The 14,110-nt window shown below is 70.7% G+C and carries 13 protein-coding genes; 5 read left to right on the plus strand and 8 right to left on the minus strand.

Going from position 1 to position 14,110, the window contains the following annotated elements; all coding sequences use genetic code 11:
- Nucleotides 1-64 precede the first annotated feature (64 nt).
- Together HDA39_RS30230 and HDA39_RS30235 are read left to right on the plus strand one after the other, a co-directional pair.
- A complete protein-coding gene (locus tag HDA39_RS30230; protein WP_184800947.1) occupies nt 65-949 on the plus strand; it encodes an NAD(P)-dependent oxidoreductase in 885 nt (294 codons plus the stop codon).
- Between the two features lie 116 nt (nt 950-1,065).
- Nucleotides 1,066-1,662: a ParA family protein gene (locus HDA39_RS30235; protein ID WP_184800949.1), complete on the plus strand. Its 597-nt coding sequence runs from the start codon at nt 1,066-1,068 to the stop codon at nt 1,660-1,662.
- A 20-nt stretch (nt 1,663-1,682) separates the two neighbouring features.
- On the opposite strand, the gene HDA39_RS30240 is transcribed toward HDA39_RS30235, so the two are convergent.
- From HDA39_RS30240 to HDA39_RS30260, 5 genes are all read right to left on the minus strand, one after another.
- The gene (locus tag HDA39_RS30240) at nt 1,683-2,894 is read right to left on the minus strand and encodes an ROK family transcriptional regulator (protein WP_184800952.1); all 1,212 of its coding nucleotides are present in this window, start codon (nt 2,892-2,894) and stop codon (nt 1,683-1,685) included.
- A gap of 69 nt (nt 2,895-2,963) precedes the next feature.
- Nucleotides 2,964-3,860, minus strand: coding sequence for an oxygenase MpaB family protein (locus tag HDA39_RS30245; RefSeq protein ID WP_184800954.1), 897 nt, complete (start codon nt 3,858-3,860; stop codon nt 2,964-2,966).
- Nucleotides 3,861-3,893: 33 nt separating this feature from the next.
- Nucleotides 3,894-5,534, minus strand: coding sequence for a PHP domain-containing protein (locus tag HDA39_RS30250; RefSeq protein ID WP_184800956.1), 1,641 nt, complete (start codon nt 5,532-5,534; stop codon nt 3,894-3,896).
- A 100-nt stretch (nt 5,535-5,634) separates the two neighbouring features.
- Nucleotides 5,635-6,180, minus strand: a complete 546-nt coding sequence (locus HDA39_RS30255) for a GNAT family N-acetyltransferase (RefSeq protein ID WP_184800958.1) — start codon at nt 6,178-6,180, stop codon at nt 5,635-5,637.
- An 8-nt stretch (nt 6,181-6,188) separates the two neighbouring features.
- Nucleotides 6,189-7,484 carry an NsdA family TPR-like regulatory protein gene (locus HDA39_RS30260; RefSeq protein WP_184800960.1) on the minus strand — a complete coding sequence of 432 codons (1,296 nt, stop codon included), beginning with the start codon at nt 7,482-7,484 and terminating at the stop codon, nt 6,189-6,191.
- A 230-nt stretch (nt 7,485-7,714) separates the two neighbouring features.
- On the opposite strand from HDA39_RS30260, the gene HDA39_RS30265 reads away from it, so the two are divergent.
- Nucleotides 7,715-7,891 (plus strand): hypothetical protein, encoded by a 177-nt coding sequence (locus HDA39_RS30265; protein WP_184800962.1) that lies wholly within the window; start codon nt 7,715-7,717, stop codon nt 7,889-7,891.
- Nucleotides 7,892-8,275: 384 nt separating this feature from the next.
- Here the strand turns inward: HDA39_RS30265 and HDA39_RS30270 are convergent, their stop codons facing one another.
- Nucleotides 8,276-8,671: a hypothetical protein gene (locus HDA39_RS30270; RefSeq protein WP_202893162.1), complete on the minus strand. Its 396-nt coding sequence runs from the start codon at nt 8,669-8,671 to the stop codon at nt 8,276-8,278.
- Between the two features lie 29 nt (nt 8,672-8,700).
- On the opposite strand from HDA39_RS30270, the gene HDA39_RS30275 reads away from it, so the two are divergent.
- A complete protein-coding gene (locus HDA39_RS30275) occupies nt 8,701-9,117 on the plus strand; it encodes a MarR family winged helix-turn-helix transcriptional regulator (RefSeq protein ID WP_184800964.1) in 417 nt (138 codons plus the stop codon).
- Nucleotides 9,118-9,144: 27 nt separating this feature from the next.
- Here HDA39_RS30275 and HDA39_RS30280 read toward each other — a convergent pair whose 3' ends face one another.
- Complete coding sequence (locus HDA39_RS30280) at nt 9,145-10,242, minus strand: GNAT family N-acetyltransferase (RefSeq protein WP_184800966.1); 1,098 nt, start codon at nt 10,240-10,242, stop codon at nt 9,145-9,147.
- An 83-nt stretch (nt 10,243-10,325) separates the two neighbouring features.
- Nucleotides 10,326-11,783: an MDR family MFS transporter gene (locus HDA39_RS30285; protein WP_184800968.1), complete on the minus strand. Its 1,458-nt coding sequence runs from the start codon at nt 11,781-11,783 to the stop codon at nt 10,326-10,328.
- A gap of 74 nt (nt 11,784-11,857) precedes the next feature.
- Between HDA39_RS30285 and HDA39_RS30290 the strand changes: the two genes are divergently transcribed.
- The gene (locus tag HDA39_RS30290; protein WP_202894261.1) at nt 11,858-14,104 is read left to right on the plus strand and encodes an NACHT domain-containing protein; all 2,247 of its coding nucleotides are present in this window, start codon (nt 11,858-11,860) and stop codon (nt 14,102-14,104) included.
- Nucleotides 14,105-14,110: the final 6 nt, after the last annotated feature.

Below are 14,110 nucleotides of genomic sequence, written 5' to 3' on the forward strand. Positions count from 1 at the left end.
CAACAGTAGCCAGCGGGTCCGACACCCGTAGTGAATCCGTAGCGGGCCCGGCCAGGATCGCCGCATGACCAACCGAGAAGCAGTCACCGTCATCGGCCTCGGCGCGATGGGCGCCAAGATGGCCCACACCTTCGTCGCCGCCGGCCACCCCACCACCGTCTGGAACCGTACGCCGGGCCGCGGCGCCGACCTCGTCGCCGCCGGAGCCACCGAGGTCGCGACGGCCGCCGAGGCCGTGGCCGCGAGCAACCTGGTGGTGATCAGCCAGGTCGACTACGCGGCGATGAACGACTCCCTGCGGGGTGTGGACCTGACCGGCCGGGTGCTGGTGAACCTGAGCTCCGACAGCCCCGACCGGCTTCGCCAGGCGGGCCGCTGGGCGACCGAGCAGGGCGCGACCCTGATCACCGCCGGCATCATGGTCCCGCCGCCGGGGATCGGCGAGCCGGGCGCGTACTCGTTCTTCAGCGGTCCGCAGGACGTCCTCGAGGCTCACACGAGCACGCTGGAAGTGCTGGGCCGGGTCGACTACGTCGGGTCGGATCCCGGTCTGTCGATGCTCTACTACCAGACCATGCTGAACCTCTTCCTGACGACGCTGACCAGCTACATGTACTCGGCCGCGCTGGTCGGTTCGGCCGGCGTCAGCGCCGAGAAGCTTCGGCCGGCCATCGCGACGATGCTGGTCGACATCGCCGAGGACGGCCCGATGGGCTTCCTGAAGATCCTCACCGGCGAGATCGACGACGGCAGCTACCCCGGTGGCGAGAACAACCTCCACATGATGGCGGTGGGCACCCAGCACATCGTGGACGCCTTCACCCAGGCCGGGCTGGACACCACGCTGCCGGCCGCGCTGGCCGAGGTGTTCGCCCGGACCGACGCGGGCGGGTACGGCCGGGACGGCCTCGGCAGCGTGATCGAGACGATCCGCAAACCGGCGGCCTGAGCGGGCGTCCGGCGTCCGGCCGACGTACTGTCGACGCCGTCGGCAACTATCACGACGCGTTTCGGCAACGCCGACGACACGCCGGAAATCGGACAGAACCGGGTAAGTTCGGATTCATGATCATCGTGACAGCTGCACTGAAGGGCGGGGTCGGCAAGACAACCACGTCGGTGTACCTCGCCGCGCTGGCATCGTCGAACCGCCGGACCGCCACCCTCGTCGACGCCGATCCGCAAGGCTCCGCCGCGGACTGGATCGAGACGTCGGACGACGACCACCTGGCCCGGATCGAGATCGCCGAGGCGCCGACGGAGCGGTTGCTGACCAAGGCGCTGGACAAGGTGCCACCGGAGGGCATCGGCGTCGTCGACATGCCACCGTCGCACGAACGCCTGCTGAACAAGGCGCTCGAACGGGCCCGGATCGTGGTCATCCCGACCCGCGTCGGCGGCGTCGAGACCCCCCGCGTGAAGGCCGTGCTCGAGCTGGTCCCCGAGGGCACGCCGGTCGGCCTGGTGATCTGCTCGGCGCGCACCTACACCCGCGCCTACCAGGAGACCATGCAGCAGTACGCCGAGGAGAACATCCCGGTCTGGGGCTCCATCCCCGAGCGGGTCTCCATCACCGCCGGCCCCACGGGTCCTCTGGCCGAAGACGGCCTGGAGTCCTACAAGAAGGTCTGGCGCAAGATCCTCGCCGCGGCCCGCAGTTAGCAACGACGTGGTGGACCGCCTCAGCGTCGCAGAGGCGGTTCACCACGGACGTAAGAACGGATGACTGTGGCCGCAGCACCGCGCGCCCAGTCGTCGAAGGTGTGGGACCTGAGCATCAGGCGGCAGTCGCCAGCCGCTCCGAAGGCGTGCGCCGCGAACGCTTCACGCATGCGCTGTTCGTACAGGTCGTAGTCCGCGACGCCCTCGCCCGCGATCACCACCAGTTCCGGCCCGACCAGGTTCACCATGGCGGCCAGCGCCGAGCCGATCACCTCGCCGGCCCGGTCGAACGCCTCCCGCGCGTCGTCGTTCCCCGCGTGCGCCAGCTCGATCGCGCCGGACAGATCCAGCGTCGGCTTCCCGGTCGTCTCCCGCGCCCGCGCCAGAATCGCGTCGGACGAGGCCACGGTCTCCACGCAGCCGCGCCGCCCACACGTGCAGACCAGCTCACCCGGCGCCAACGGCAAGTGCCCGAGCTCACCGGAAACCCCGTGCGCCCCCGACACCACCTCGCCGTTGATGTAGAGCCCGCACCCGACTCCCGACCCGATCGTCACCACCGCGAACGAGTCGGCGTTCACCCCGACCCCGAACCAGTGCTCCGCCACGGTCAGCGCGCGGACGTCGTTCGTCACCACCACCGGTACGTCGAGCGAGTCGGTCAGCGACGCCGCCAGCGGCACGTCCCGCCACCCCATGAACGGCGAGTCCCGCACGACGCCGTGCACCGCGTCCACATCCCCGGACACCGCCACGCCGATCCCGACCAGCGGCCCGGCCAGGCTCGCCGGGTCCTCGATCTCCTCGATCAGCTGCCGCGCCAGCTCGATCAGCTTCGCGGTCACCGTCTCCGCCGCCGTGTCCGGCAGCCGGCAGTGCCGCACGGCGCGAATCCCCGCCGTGAAGTCCGTGGTCACGCCGATCAGGTCGGTCGGCGTCACCTTCAGCCCGATCACCGAGACGCTGTCCGCGACGACCGTCAGCGGACTGACCGGCCGGCCGATCCCGAGCTGGCTCTCGATGTGCGCGTCCGGGTCGGCCGCGACCGGCTGGTCGGTGACGAACCCGGCCTCGATCAGCGGCGCGACCGCCTTGGTGACCGCCGCCTGGGACAGCCCGGTCCGGCGGGCGATCTCGACCCGCGGGATCGGACCCTGGGTGAGGATCTTGGTGAGTACCTCGATCCCGGCCGGCGTCGCCAGCGGCAGCGGTCGGTTCGGGCGAGGTGACATGGGAGCAAACTACCGGCGCGGAGGCCTTTCCTGCGCGCTCCCTGCGGGCGACCGCGCAGGAAAGCGCATTCAGGGGGTGGAGATGTCGACATTCCCCAGGATCGGCGAGGTCAGCGCCCAGCGGATCGTCCGCGTCAGCCCGTCTCCGGCGGCCCTCACGACAGTCCCCTCCGCCAGCGGCAGGTACGGCAGGCGCAGCGGCCACCGCGACCACCGCGGCAGCAGGCCGACCGCGGCAGCCGTCAGTACGCCGTACGCCGGACGCGCGGCCAGCGGCACCGGCGGGTGGATCAGGATGAACCGCGCAGCCTGCCGCGCCTCGGTCGTGCCGCGCAGCTCGGGCCGGTACGCGTCCAGCATCTGCCGGAGCTCCAGCAGCGTTGTCGGCGGGTCCACCACGCCCAGTGCCCGGGCGACCCGAGCGGTGTCCTCGACGTACCCGTCCTGCTCGGCCGCGTCGAGTGGTGCCGCGCCGTACCGCTGGTGGGCGGTCAGGAAGCTGTCGATCTCGGCTAAGTGCACCCACTTGAGCAGGTGCGGATCGCCGGCCCGGTACGGCGTACCGTCCGGACTCGTCCCACGGACGCGCTCGTGCACCGACTTCACCTTGGCGATGGCCGCCTCCGCGTCGGACTCAGCGCCGTACGTGGTGATGGCCAGGAAGAAGCTGGTCCGCTGCAGCCGCCCCCACGGGTCGCCGCGGTAGCCGGAGTGCGCCGACACGGCAGCCATCGCCGAGGGGTGCAGCGACTGCAGCAGCAGCGCTCGCAGCCCGCCGGCGAACATCGACGCGTCGCCGTGCACCCGCCGGATCGGCCGGTCCGGCGCGAACCACCTAGGCCCAGGGGTGTTGTGCACCCGGTTCCGCTCGGCGCGCGGATCCGGGCCGGCCACCTTCGTCATGATCATCCGGGCCAGGCCGTCCCTCACCGGATCGAGTAGTGTGGTCGGCAGCGTGGCGGTCATACCCCCAGTCTCCCCACCACTCCAAGCCTTCGATCATCGGCCCACGTCGACGAAGATCGGGTTGGTGTAGAGCCAGGTGTCCAGCCACGGGTCGCCGTTGTTGACCGGGTGCTGGATCGGCCCAGCCGGGTCGATCGCGCGGCCCAGGTAGCCCGGGCCGTTGCGGCGGCCGTCGCTGCCGCGCAGCCGGAGGTAGTGGTTGCGCTCGGCCCGGCCCAGCGGGATGCGCAGCGTGTACGTGCCCGACTTCCGCCGTACGTCGAGCTGCTCGACCACTCTGGTGTCAGGTGCCTTCCAGCTGTCCCGGTTGCTCACCGGGCCGGTCACGACGCCGCGGATGACGTCCAGGTGGGCCAGGCGCGGCAGGAGGTCGTGGAAGTTCGGCCTGGTCGCGCTGGTGACAGTGACGCGCAGCTCCAGCCGCTCGCCGCGTCCCACCTTCAGCCGGCCGCCCAGCGTGACGCCCCGGTACTTGGAGCCCGCAGGAGCGAGCCGCACGTCCAGGCCGTCGACCAGCTGGCCGTGGTCGACCCAGACCCGCCCGGCGCGCAGTCCGGCCATCACGTCGAGGTACGAGTAGCGGGTCACGCCCACATGGGTCCGGCTGAACTGGCCGGGCCAGAAGTCGCTGCCGGCCTGCGGTGTCCCGGTGTCGGTCGGCGCGGGCTTCCAGCCGAGCGAGTCGAAGGTCTCGCCGGGCGGGAACTCGCCGTCCTTCCAGGTGTCCCAGATGGTCCGGTGGTTGTCGCTGTTGGAGGTGATCGAGAACTGCCGGCCCTCGGCGAGCAGCGAGTCCCACAGTCCGCCGACGGTCGCGGTGGCCCAGTCGAAGCCGCCGTACGTGCGGTACGCGTCGGCCGGGTAGCCGGCGTAGCTGCCGGTACCGGGCGCGTTCACGTACTCGCCGCGCTGGGCGTTGGTGACGCCGCGATAGGCGACCCAGGCCGGGTCGGCGTCGCCCTGCGACCCGGGCGCGCCCTCCATGCCGATCAGTACGCCGGTGTCCCGCCAGGCGCGCAGCTCGTGCGGAGCGTCGATGCCGAGCCGCAGCGGGTGGTTGGCGAGCACGAGTACGTCGTCGACGTACCCGCTCCGCTTCTGCGCGGCCAGCCACTGCAGCGCCTTGACCGCGTGCGCCTCGTTCTCGGCGGTGTCTGCCGAGCGGTTCGTGAGCTTCCCGTCGTACTCGCGCTCGAAGGCCTGCAGCAGCGGTACGACGTTCGGCCCCGGCGCGACCAGCACGGTCCCGTGCTCCGCGGCCGGGATGTACCACTCGAGCCCTTGGAAGATCAGCATCCGCGGGTTCTCCGCCCGCGCCTTCACGACCTCGTCCTGCTCGGCCGCCGCGCCCTTGTCCGCGTGCCCGAAGTTGCTGTGCTCGGTGAACGCCATCCAGTCCAGCCCGAACTGCGCGCCCCGCTGCGCCAGCTGCCCGAACCCGTACTTCGCGTCGTGGCTGTACCGGCTGTGCACGTGGTGGTCACCGACGAGCCACACCAGCTCTGGATCCCCGCCCGACGTCGCCGCGGCCTCGGTCACCCCTGCGGCGCCGAGCAGCCCGACCCCACTGAGAATCCCGGCTCCCCGCAGCAGCCCCCGCCGGGAAACCCCCTGCGCATCGAGCCGCTCCTCCGGCACCGCCAGATCGGCCCACTCCGGCACCTGCTGCTGCATCCGGCAACCCTTCCTTGTGCTGACAAGCCACTGTCAAGGGTGCCGATGACCTGCACGTGTGCACCAGATGAACGGTGCCGGGTACGGCGGAAGCGGGGGCTCAGCGCGCCTGCTGTGCCGCCCATTCGTCGGCAAGGAGGGAGTAGAGCAAAGAGTCGCGCCAGGCGTCGTTGGTGAAGACGTGGTCGCGGAGGTGGCCTTCGTAACTGAAGCCGAGGCGGTCGACGACGGCGATCGAGGCGGCGTTCTCGGGGCCGATCGCGGCCGTGACGCGGTGCAGGGTGAGCGGGCCGAAGGCGAAGTCGAGGATCAGCCGGCACGCGGCGGTGGCGTAGCCGTGACCCCAGTGGTCGGCGCCGATCGCGTAGCCGAGCTTGGCGCCCTTGTGGACACCGGGGGCGAGCCGGACGAACCCGAGCACACGGTCGTCGTCAAGGCGGGTGACGGCGAGCATGTAGTCGGGCCGGCTCTCCTGGGCGGAGCGTTCGATGATGCCGTCGAGCATCTTGCGCCCGGACTCCGGCGTGTGGGTGGCGAAGGCCATCCACTCGGTCACCCGATCATCGCCGACGACGGCGAACCAGTCGTCGAAGTCCTCCGATCGGAAGTCCCGCAGGCTGACGCCGTCGCCGGTGAGCGGATCCATCCCGCCTGCTACCGCGGGAAGCTCTGGATCGGCGTCCGGGTGAACATCTCGATCTCCTCCTGCAGCTCCCGGGCGTCGTCGGCGCGACCGGACTGCCGCAGGGCCTGGTGGACCCGGCGGGCCGAGTGCACCACGCCGTTGATCCGGCGCTCGGCCGGCAGGCCCAGGACCGGGGCGATCGCGTCGGCGGCGCCGTCCAGCTCACCGCTTGCGATCCGGGTGATCGCCATCGCGGCGTGGCTGCCGGCCGCGTCGCCGAAGGCCCACTCGGGGTGCGACTGGTCGGTGTAGGCGTCGACGGCCTGGTTGGAGTACCGCTCGGCGGTCTCCATCTCACCGGGCAGCCAGGCCAGCGCGTCGGCGGCGTAGTAGAGCTGCCGGTTGCGCCCGAAGGTGCACAGGCCGCCCATGTCGTCGAGCTCGTCGTTGCGGACCGAGCCCCACGCGTTCTCCGCGCGCTCCAGGGCGGCGCGGGTGGCGTCGGGGTTGCCGAGCGCGGCCCAGGCGCGGGCCTCGCTGACCGGGAGCCAGACGCTGGTGGTGCTGTTGGCCTGCTCCGCGTACCCGGCGCCGAGCTGCGCGTACCGGACCGAGTCGTGCGGGTTGCCGGCCCAGTACGAGACCAGTGACTGCAGACCGCGCACCCAGGCGCGCAGACCGTGGTGGTCGGCGTTGTCGGCGCACAGGAACGCCGTCCGGGCCTGGGTCAGGGCGGCGTGCGGGTTGCCCAGGTCGTGGGAGGCCTTCGCCAGCAGACCGCCGGTGACGCCACCGAGGAAGTACAGCTGCCGCAGGTGCTCCGGGCGCTGCCGGCTCTCCAGCAGCGCGAAGACCAGGTCCTGGGTCTCTACCAGTTGGCCGAGGATCTCCGGCAGCGGACGCTGCGGGTAAGCCTTCGCGACGTGCCTGACGTCGTCGTACACCTGTTCCATGGCCTCGCTCCCGAGACCGGTCTGGGCCGCGAGGGCAAAAGCCCGCGCACGGCTGGCAGCCATGTCGAGTACCTCCATCTCGTTCCCTGTCGTGATCCGCCCACTCGCGGCAGGTGCCGGCACCACCTGGGCTGCCTGCTCGGGGGCGTACGGGGCGAGGAGCTCCTCGACCGGCTTGCCGAACATGCGTTGCAGGGTGCGCCGGGTCTGTGGAGTGGTCCCTGCGCGCTCGCCCGATGCGAGGCGCCGCAGGTGCCGCTCGGTGATGGTTCCACCCAGCTCGACGAACTCGGCGACGATCTCGGAGTAGGTCTGGTTCCGGCGCTGGATCAGGTGCGCCAGGACCGTTCTTGGCGCATACCTACTCGCCATCGTTCCTCCCGTTCACGTCAGTTCAGACGGTGTCTCGACTCATGCCCCACGACAAGGTGCAGTCACCCAGATGTCCGCCAGAGGTCCTGAAGAGGTCCGGGAAAGGTCCGCCTCAGGTCCTAGAGCGGTCACGCTCGGGTTGTGCACCATTACTGCCATGACAACCAGTAAGTCCAACTGGTTGCAAGGCCTGAGAGTTACGGGGTGAGCGAGTAGTGACAGTCGCGGAGATGACGTCGAGGCAGCACCGCCGCCGGGTGCGGGTCTGGTTCGGCGAACATGTGATCGCGCAGTACGTCGCCGAAGCACCGCTGGCGGCACGCTACGAGCAGGCGATGCGGAGGCGTTTCGCCGGCCTCCGGGTCACCAACGACCTCCTCGGGCCCCAGGACGGTACGGACATCTGAACCTGCTCAGGTCCTCCTCAGACCTGAGCGGCTGCGCCCTGGAGTCTCCTCACGTCCAGGTAGCAGTGCACGGAAAGGTCCGGGACACTCCTCAGTCCCCGGACGCCAACCAGGTGCGGTCCGGAGCACTCCTCAGCTCCGGACCGCGCCGCCCACCAGCCCGGCTGGGCAGGCGGTTGAACTCCCTGTGTCGCCGCCGCCCAGCCGTTCCAACCACTCCTGACCGACACCTCGGGTCAGGAGCTGGGGTCAGTGCCCCACGCCGGAGATCGGGCGGATTTGTCAGAGATGACCTCCGGCGCGGGACACAGACGGCTCGCGAACCTCACCGCGAGCCGTCCCCCGGGCGGCCCGCTCCGCTGTGTGACCACCGCGCCTGGGTGGTCACACAGCGGAGCTGTTTTGCGTCATCTTCCGGAGTACGCCGAGCGCTACGGCGTACTCTCCGTCGTCGATCCCGGCCGAGAGCCGCTGCCGCTGCGTGACCACCAGCGCGGTCAACCGCTCCAGCGCCGCCTGTCCTTCGGCGGTCAACTCTTCTCCGACGAGCCAGCCGCGCGCCTCCAGCGGCTCGGTCGCCGCCCGGAGCTCCGAGTCGCCGGCGAGGAACGGCGCCAGCGCGACAGCGATCGGCTCGTCGCCCGCCGCCGCGTTCAGCGCCTGCCACTGCCGCCGGCCGAGCCCGTCCCCGGCCAGCAACCGCTCGAACGACGCCTCGATCCGCCGGTCCAGCTCCTTCAGCCACCACCCGATAGGCTTGTTGTCCTCTGACATATACATGTCAATGAGCATATACCTGGAGGACTCGTATGCCCAGCGCCGATCCGGTCGCCGAGGTCGAGGCCGCGATGATCGCCGTACGCCGCCGCCAGACCCGCCGCGTGTTCGCCGCTGAGACCGGGGGCGACGCGAGTCAGCAGGTCCTCGACGCGCTCGAAGCGGCTGGGCCGCTCGGCGTGAACGGCGTCGCCGATGCCCTCGGCGTCGACCAGCCCCGAGCGAGCAAACTCGTCGCCGCCGCAGTCACCGCAGGGCTCGTACGGCGCGACGCCGACCAGCACGACGGCCGCCGTACGGTCCTGGTCCTGACCGACGCCGGCCGGGACCGCTTGACCGAGGTCCACACCCATCGCCGCGCCCGCTTCACCGGTGCCATGCAGACCTGGTCCGCGGCCGAGCAGCAGACCTTCGCGGACCTGCTGACCCGCTTCGTGTCCGCTCTCTGAATCGGCAAACCCGCAGGTCAGAGCGATTCAGGTCCGCTTCTGGTCCGCCCGGGCCGTCAGGTGGACCGCGAACGGCGCGTCCGGTCGGACACTGTCCACCCCTTCGACCAGGCCCTCCGCGACGATCTCGCCGGCGTACTGCATCCCCATCCGTTCCATCACCGCTCGCGACGCCCGGTTGTGCTGCTCGGTGAACGCGATCACCGCCTGAGCGCCCAGCGTGCCGAACGCGAACTCCAGCCCTGCCGCCCCGATCTCCGTCGCATATCCGCGTCCGCGCGCGGACTCCACCAGCGCCCACCCCAGCTCGAGCCGATCAGCAGCCCACTCCAGCCCGACCAGCGCGGCGATCTGCTCGGTCACCACCGAGTCCGCCGCCAGCCGCGACAATCCACCCCGCCCGACCAGCGCCCCGCGGCCGACCGGCGCCCCGCCCTCAGCCGGCGTCCCGCGCCCGACCAGCGCCCCGCCCTCGGCCAACTCCGCGCCCGCTCGCTCGTACGCCATCCACTTGTTCACCCCGTCGCGCTCCCACGCGGCGTGCACCGCCGCAGCCCGCTCGACCGCCGCCTCGGCCGACAGCGTCTCGGCGTACCACTCGGCAACCCACGGATCCGCGTGCAGCCTCTCCAGGTCCGGCCCATGTCCGCCCAGGACCTCCACCGGCCCACCGATCGGCACCAGCCGCAGCCGGTCGGTCAGCCGGATCCGTACGGCGTGCGCCACGATCTCCAGCAACCGCCGATCTCCGTCGGTCCGCCCGACCATCAGCAACTCGACGTCGTCGGCCCCGACCCAGGCGCCCGCGTCGTGCTTTCCCTCCTCCAACCGCGGATTCGACAGATCCCCGTCGACGGTCACCAGGTAGTCGAGCTCCCGCCGTACCCGCCCCTCGTACGTCCACTCCCAGTCCGCGACCACCGCGAGCACGTCGCGCACGGTCCACCCGGTCTCCTCGAAGACCTCCCGCGCCAGCGCCTCCTCCGGCGTCTCCCCGGCCTCGACATGCCCGCCCACGACATCCCAGATCCCCGGGAACAACCGCCGCGACGCCGTCCGCCGATGCACATACACCCGCTGCGACGAATCCCGGATCAAAGCCCCCACACAGTCGACCTCACGCATGCCCCCAATCTAGAGGTGACCCGCGCCAACCGGCAGACTCGTCGAATGCGTCCGGACCAGGTCGCCCTCGTCGCCCTGCTGCCCTAGGGCGTGTCGCGCGGCTGCTCCTCGACGCGGTTCGGCATGAAGACCACCGCGACGACCAGCAGCACCGCGGCCAGGGCAGCGCCGTAGTACACGTCGTGGATCGCCGGGGCCAGTACGTCGCCCGACAGGTGCTCCAGATCCTCGTGCGAGTCACCCAGCCGGGAGGCGACCACACCGTTCGCCACCGCTCCGAAGACCGCGACCCCGACCGCGCTCCCGACCGACCGGGCGAACATGTTGGCGCCCGTCACCACCCCGCGACTGCGCCAGTCCACCGAGGACTGCGCCGCGACCACCCCGGGCGACGCGGAGAACCCGAGCCCGAGCCCGATCACGAAGCAGGCCAGCGCGAGGTAGAGCACCGAGCTGTCCGACGACACCGTGAGCAGCAGTCCGGACCCGATCACCACGATCACCGCCCCGAGCAGCATCGTCGTCCGGAACCCGACCCGCAGATAGATCCGCCCGGCCAGCGACGCCGCGATCGGCCACCCGAGCGTCATCGCCGCCAGCGCGAACCCGGCGACCAGCGCACTCGTCCCCAACACGCCCTGCGCGTACAGCGGCACGTACGTCGACAGCCCGACCATCAGTACGCCGATCAGCAGCGCCGATGAGTTCGCCGAGTTCAGCACCCGGTGCCCGAGCACCCACAACGGCAGCACCGGCTCCGGCGCCTTCCGCTCGACCAGAACGAACGCGACGAGCAGCACCACCGAAACGGACAGGATCACGATGCTCGCGACCGAGTCCCACGACCACATCACGCCGCCCTCGAGCAGCCCGAGCAGCAGCAGCGAACCGCCGACCGCGAGCAGGATCGTGCCCCAGTAGTCGATCTGCGGCTTGGTGGTTCCGCGGACGACGTTCTCGTGGAAGCGCCGGACCAGCACCCAGGCCGCGGCCAGGCCGAGCGGGATGTTCACGAAGAAGATCCAGCGCCACGAGATGTAGTCGGCGAACACACCACCGAGGGCCGGCCCGACGAACGACGAGATGCCCCAGACGCTCGCGATGTAGCCCTGCACGCGGGCTCGCTCGGCGACCGAGTAGATGTCGCCGATGATCGTCATCCCGATCGGCTGGATCGCGCCCGCGCCGAGGCCCTGGATCAGCCGGAAGGCGATCAGCGCCGGCATGCTCCAGGCGAAGCCGCACAGGATCGACCCGAGCACGAACAGCCCGACGCCGAGCAGCATGATCGGTTTGCGCCCGCGCAGGTCGGCGAGCTTGCCGTAGATCGGGACCGAGATCGCCTGGGCCAACAGGTAGATGCTGAAGAGCCAAGGGAACTGGGTGAAGCCGCCGAGGTCCTCGACCACGGCCGGTACGGCGGTCGCGAGGATCGTCGCGTCGATGGCGACCAGTCCGACGCTGAGCATCACGGACAGGAGAATCGGTCCGCGTTCGGACCGCAGTCCAACGGCGGCGCGGTCGGTCTGCTCGGTAGTCATATCGGAGAACAATCTAACTGAACGAACAACCATTCCCTCGGGAATCCAGCTGCCGATACTCTCCGTGGGTGAGGATGCGCGCAGTGCTGAGGGTCGTCCTCGTCGTGCTCACCCTGTCCCTCACGCTCGTACTGCTGCCGATCGCGATCAACGTCGGCACCGGCGGCACCGCGCCCGCCTTCCTCACGCCGTACGTCGGCTGGACGTGGCCCGTGATCGGCGTGCTCTGGCTGATCGCGATCGTCACCGGCGTCTGGGAGCTCCGCAGCCGCCGGACCGGCACGCTCTCGATCCGTTCCGCCGACCAGCCCCGCAACCGCCCGAACGCCCTGGCCCGCGTCGACCGCTACCTCTCCGAGCGCGTCGCCGGCTCGCTCGCGCAGTACACCCGCCTCGCGCTCGACCTCGACGAGAGCCCGGAAGCCGTCGTCCGCCCGTACGACCTGCTGGTCCAGCCGCTGCACGGCACCGAACCGGAGATCCGCGAGAACGCCGACATCGCGAAGGCCTTCGACGACCTGCAGGACTCGGTCCTCATCCTCGGCGCTCCCGGAGCGGGCAAGACCACCCTCCTGCTCGACCTGGCTCGCACGCTCGCGGCCAAGGCTCACCAGGACCCGGACCAACCGATCCCGGTCCTCGTCGACCTCTCCGGCTGGACCGGCCCGATCACCACCCGGCGCGAGGACGACGACCCCGGCGACAGCCCGCTGCTGGCCGGCTTCGTCCGCTGGCTGCTGCGCGACCTCAACAGCCGCTACCAGATCCCCGCCGCCGTCGGCCGGGTCTGGCTCCGCCGTGGCCGGCTAGCTCTCCTGCTGGATGGTGTGGACGAGATAGCCCTGCAGCACCGAGTCAAACTCGCCCCTGCCCTGGAGGAGCTCCAGCAGCGCTACCTGGTCGGCCAGCTCGCCGTCACCTGCCGCATCGCCGACTACGCCCGCCTCCCGCAGCCCCTCAAGCTGTACGGCGCAGTGCGCATCCGCCCGCTGACCCGCCGCCAGGTCCTCGACTACTTCACCTCCGTCGGCGCTGAGCTGGCGGGCGCCCGGGCCGCGATGGAGCAGGACGACGACCTCTGGGACCTGATCACCTCGCCGCTGATGCTGAACGTGATGGCGCTCGCCTACCAGGGCCGCGACGCCGAGGAGGTCGCCGCAGGCGCAGTCGCCGACCACCGCCGCGCCCTGTTCGACACCTTCATCTCCGAAGTCCTGTCCCGCGCCCGCCCGGCCAGTCGCCAGTACGACTCACGCACAGCCCTCCGATCCCTGTGGTGCCTGGCCTGGTGGACCCGCACCCGAGCCGGCGACCGCACGGCCGTCCCGCGCTGGCTAACCCCCAACGGCTGGTACGGCCTGTCGCTCCCATCCATCGGCTACCTGGTCCACCGGGTCTGTCTGCCCGCCCTCTTCGCCGGCCTGGTCGGCGGAGCAGCACTCGCCATCACCGCCCTGTACGGCGTACTGGCGGGCGTAGCCGTCGGCGCCACCAGCCTGCTGCTGGTCCACATCCGCCCCCGCCCGTGGCAACCGCTCCGCAAGAGCCCAGGCCAGCCCAGCGCCCTGGTCGCAGCAGCCATGACCGCCGTCGGCGCAGTCGCAGGCTTCGCCTCATCCCTAGCAGGCGCCTCGGTCTTCGCAGCCCTCCCCAGATGGCTGGCCCTGCTCCTCCTCGCCACCGCCGTAGCCGCGTCGTACGCCTTCGAGCTGATCGTCTCCGACGGCCCCCGCCGGCGCCTGCTCCTCCTCATCCGCCTGGCAGTAGTCACCACCGGCACCACACTCGCCCTGACCCAGCTGGACCACCAAGACGCTTTCCTGGCCTCGGCCACCGTCGGCCTAATCGTTGCCCAAGGCATCAGAGTCGTGAAGGCTCTCCCCATGGACCACCAGGTCCGCCAGTACGACGACGCCCGAGACCTGATGGACCTCTGGGTTGTCGCAGGCCTGGCCGCAGCCGTCACAGTCGCCCTGGCTCTAGGAGCCGACCCCGGCTGGACCCAAGTCGAAGCGATCCTGGGCATCGTCACCGGCGTAGTAGCCGCCAAAGCCTGGCGCCGCCGCCCCGCCCTCTTCGCCGGCCCCATGTCCCGCCTCATGCACGGCCTACTCCTCCGCTGGACCGGCTACCTCCCCTGGCGCCGTCGAGCCTTCCTCCAGTACGCCGCCGACCGCTACGTCCTCACCCGGACCGGCCGCGGCGAGTACGCCTTCATCCACCTCCTGGTCCGCGACCACCTCGCCGAATGCCAACCGGACCTCCTCGCCGCCAAGGTCGACCAACGCACGACAAGCCGCAGGCAGCGCTCAACCCGCTAGCGCCAA

The sequence above is a fragment of the Kribbella italica genome (assembly GCF_014205135.1).
Lineage (GTDB): Bacteria > Actinomycetota > Actinomycetes > Propionibacteriales > Kribbellaceae > Kribbella > Kribbella italica.

Coding starts and splice junctions, on each gene's coding strand:
- HDA39_RS30230 (WP_184800947.1), top strand. CDS start 65: ATGACCAACCGAGAAGCAGTCACCGTCATCGGCCTCGGCGCGATGGGC.
- HDA39_RS30235 (WP_184800949.1), top strand. CDS start 1,066: ATGATCATCGTGACAGCTGCACTGAAGGGCGGGGTCGGCAAGACAACC.
- HDA39_RS30240 (WP_184800952.1), bottom strand. CDS start 2,894: ATGTCACCTCGCCCGAACCGACCGCTGCCGCTGGCGACGCCGGCCGGG.
- HDA39_RS30245 (WP_184800954.1), bottom strand. CDS start 3,860: ATGACCGCCACGCTGCCGACCACACTACTCGATCCGGTGAGGGACGGC.
- HDA39_RS30250 (WP_184800956.1), bottom strand. CDS start 5,534: ATGCAGCAGCAGGTGCCGGAGTGGGCCGATCTGGCGGTGCCGGAGGAG.
- HDA39_RS30255 (WP_184800958.1), bottom strand. CDS start 6,180: ATGGATCCGCTCACCGGCGACGGCGTCAGCCTGCGGGACTTCCGATCG.
- HDA39_RS30260 (WP_184800960.1), bottom strand. CDS start 7,484: ATGGCGAGTAGGTATGCGCCAAGAACGGTCCTGGCGCACCTGATCCAG.
- HDA39_RS30265 (WP_184800962.1), top strand. CDS start 7,715: ATGACGTCGAGGCAGCACCGCCGCCGGGTGCGGGTCTGGTTCGGCGAA.
- HDA39_RS30270 (WP_202893162.1), bottom strand. CDS start 8,671: ATGTATATGTCAGAGGACAACAAGCCTATCGGGTGGTGGCTGAAGGAG.
- HDA39_RS30275 (WP_184800964.1), top strand. CDS start 8,701: ATGCCCAGCGCCGATCCGGTCGCCGAGGTCGAGGCCGCGATGATCGCC.
- HDA39_RS30280 (WP_184800966.1), bottom strand. CDS start 10,242: ATGCGTGAGGTCGACTGTGTGGGGGCTTTGATCCGGGATTCGTCGCAG.
- HDA39_RS30285 (WP_184800968.1), bottom strand. CDS start 11,783: ATGACTACCGAGCAGACCGACCGCGCCGCCGTTGGACTGCGGTCCGAA.
- HDA39_RS30290 (WP_202894261.1), top strand. CDS start 11,858: ATGCGCGCAGTGCTGAGGGTCGTCCTCGTCGTGCTCACCCTGTCCCTC.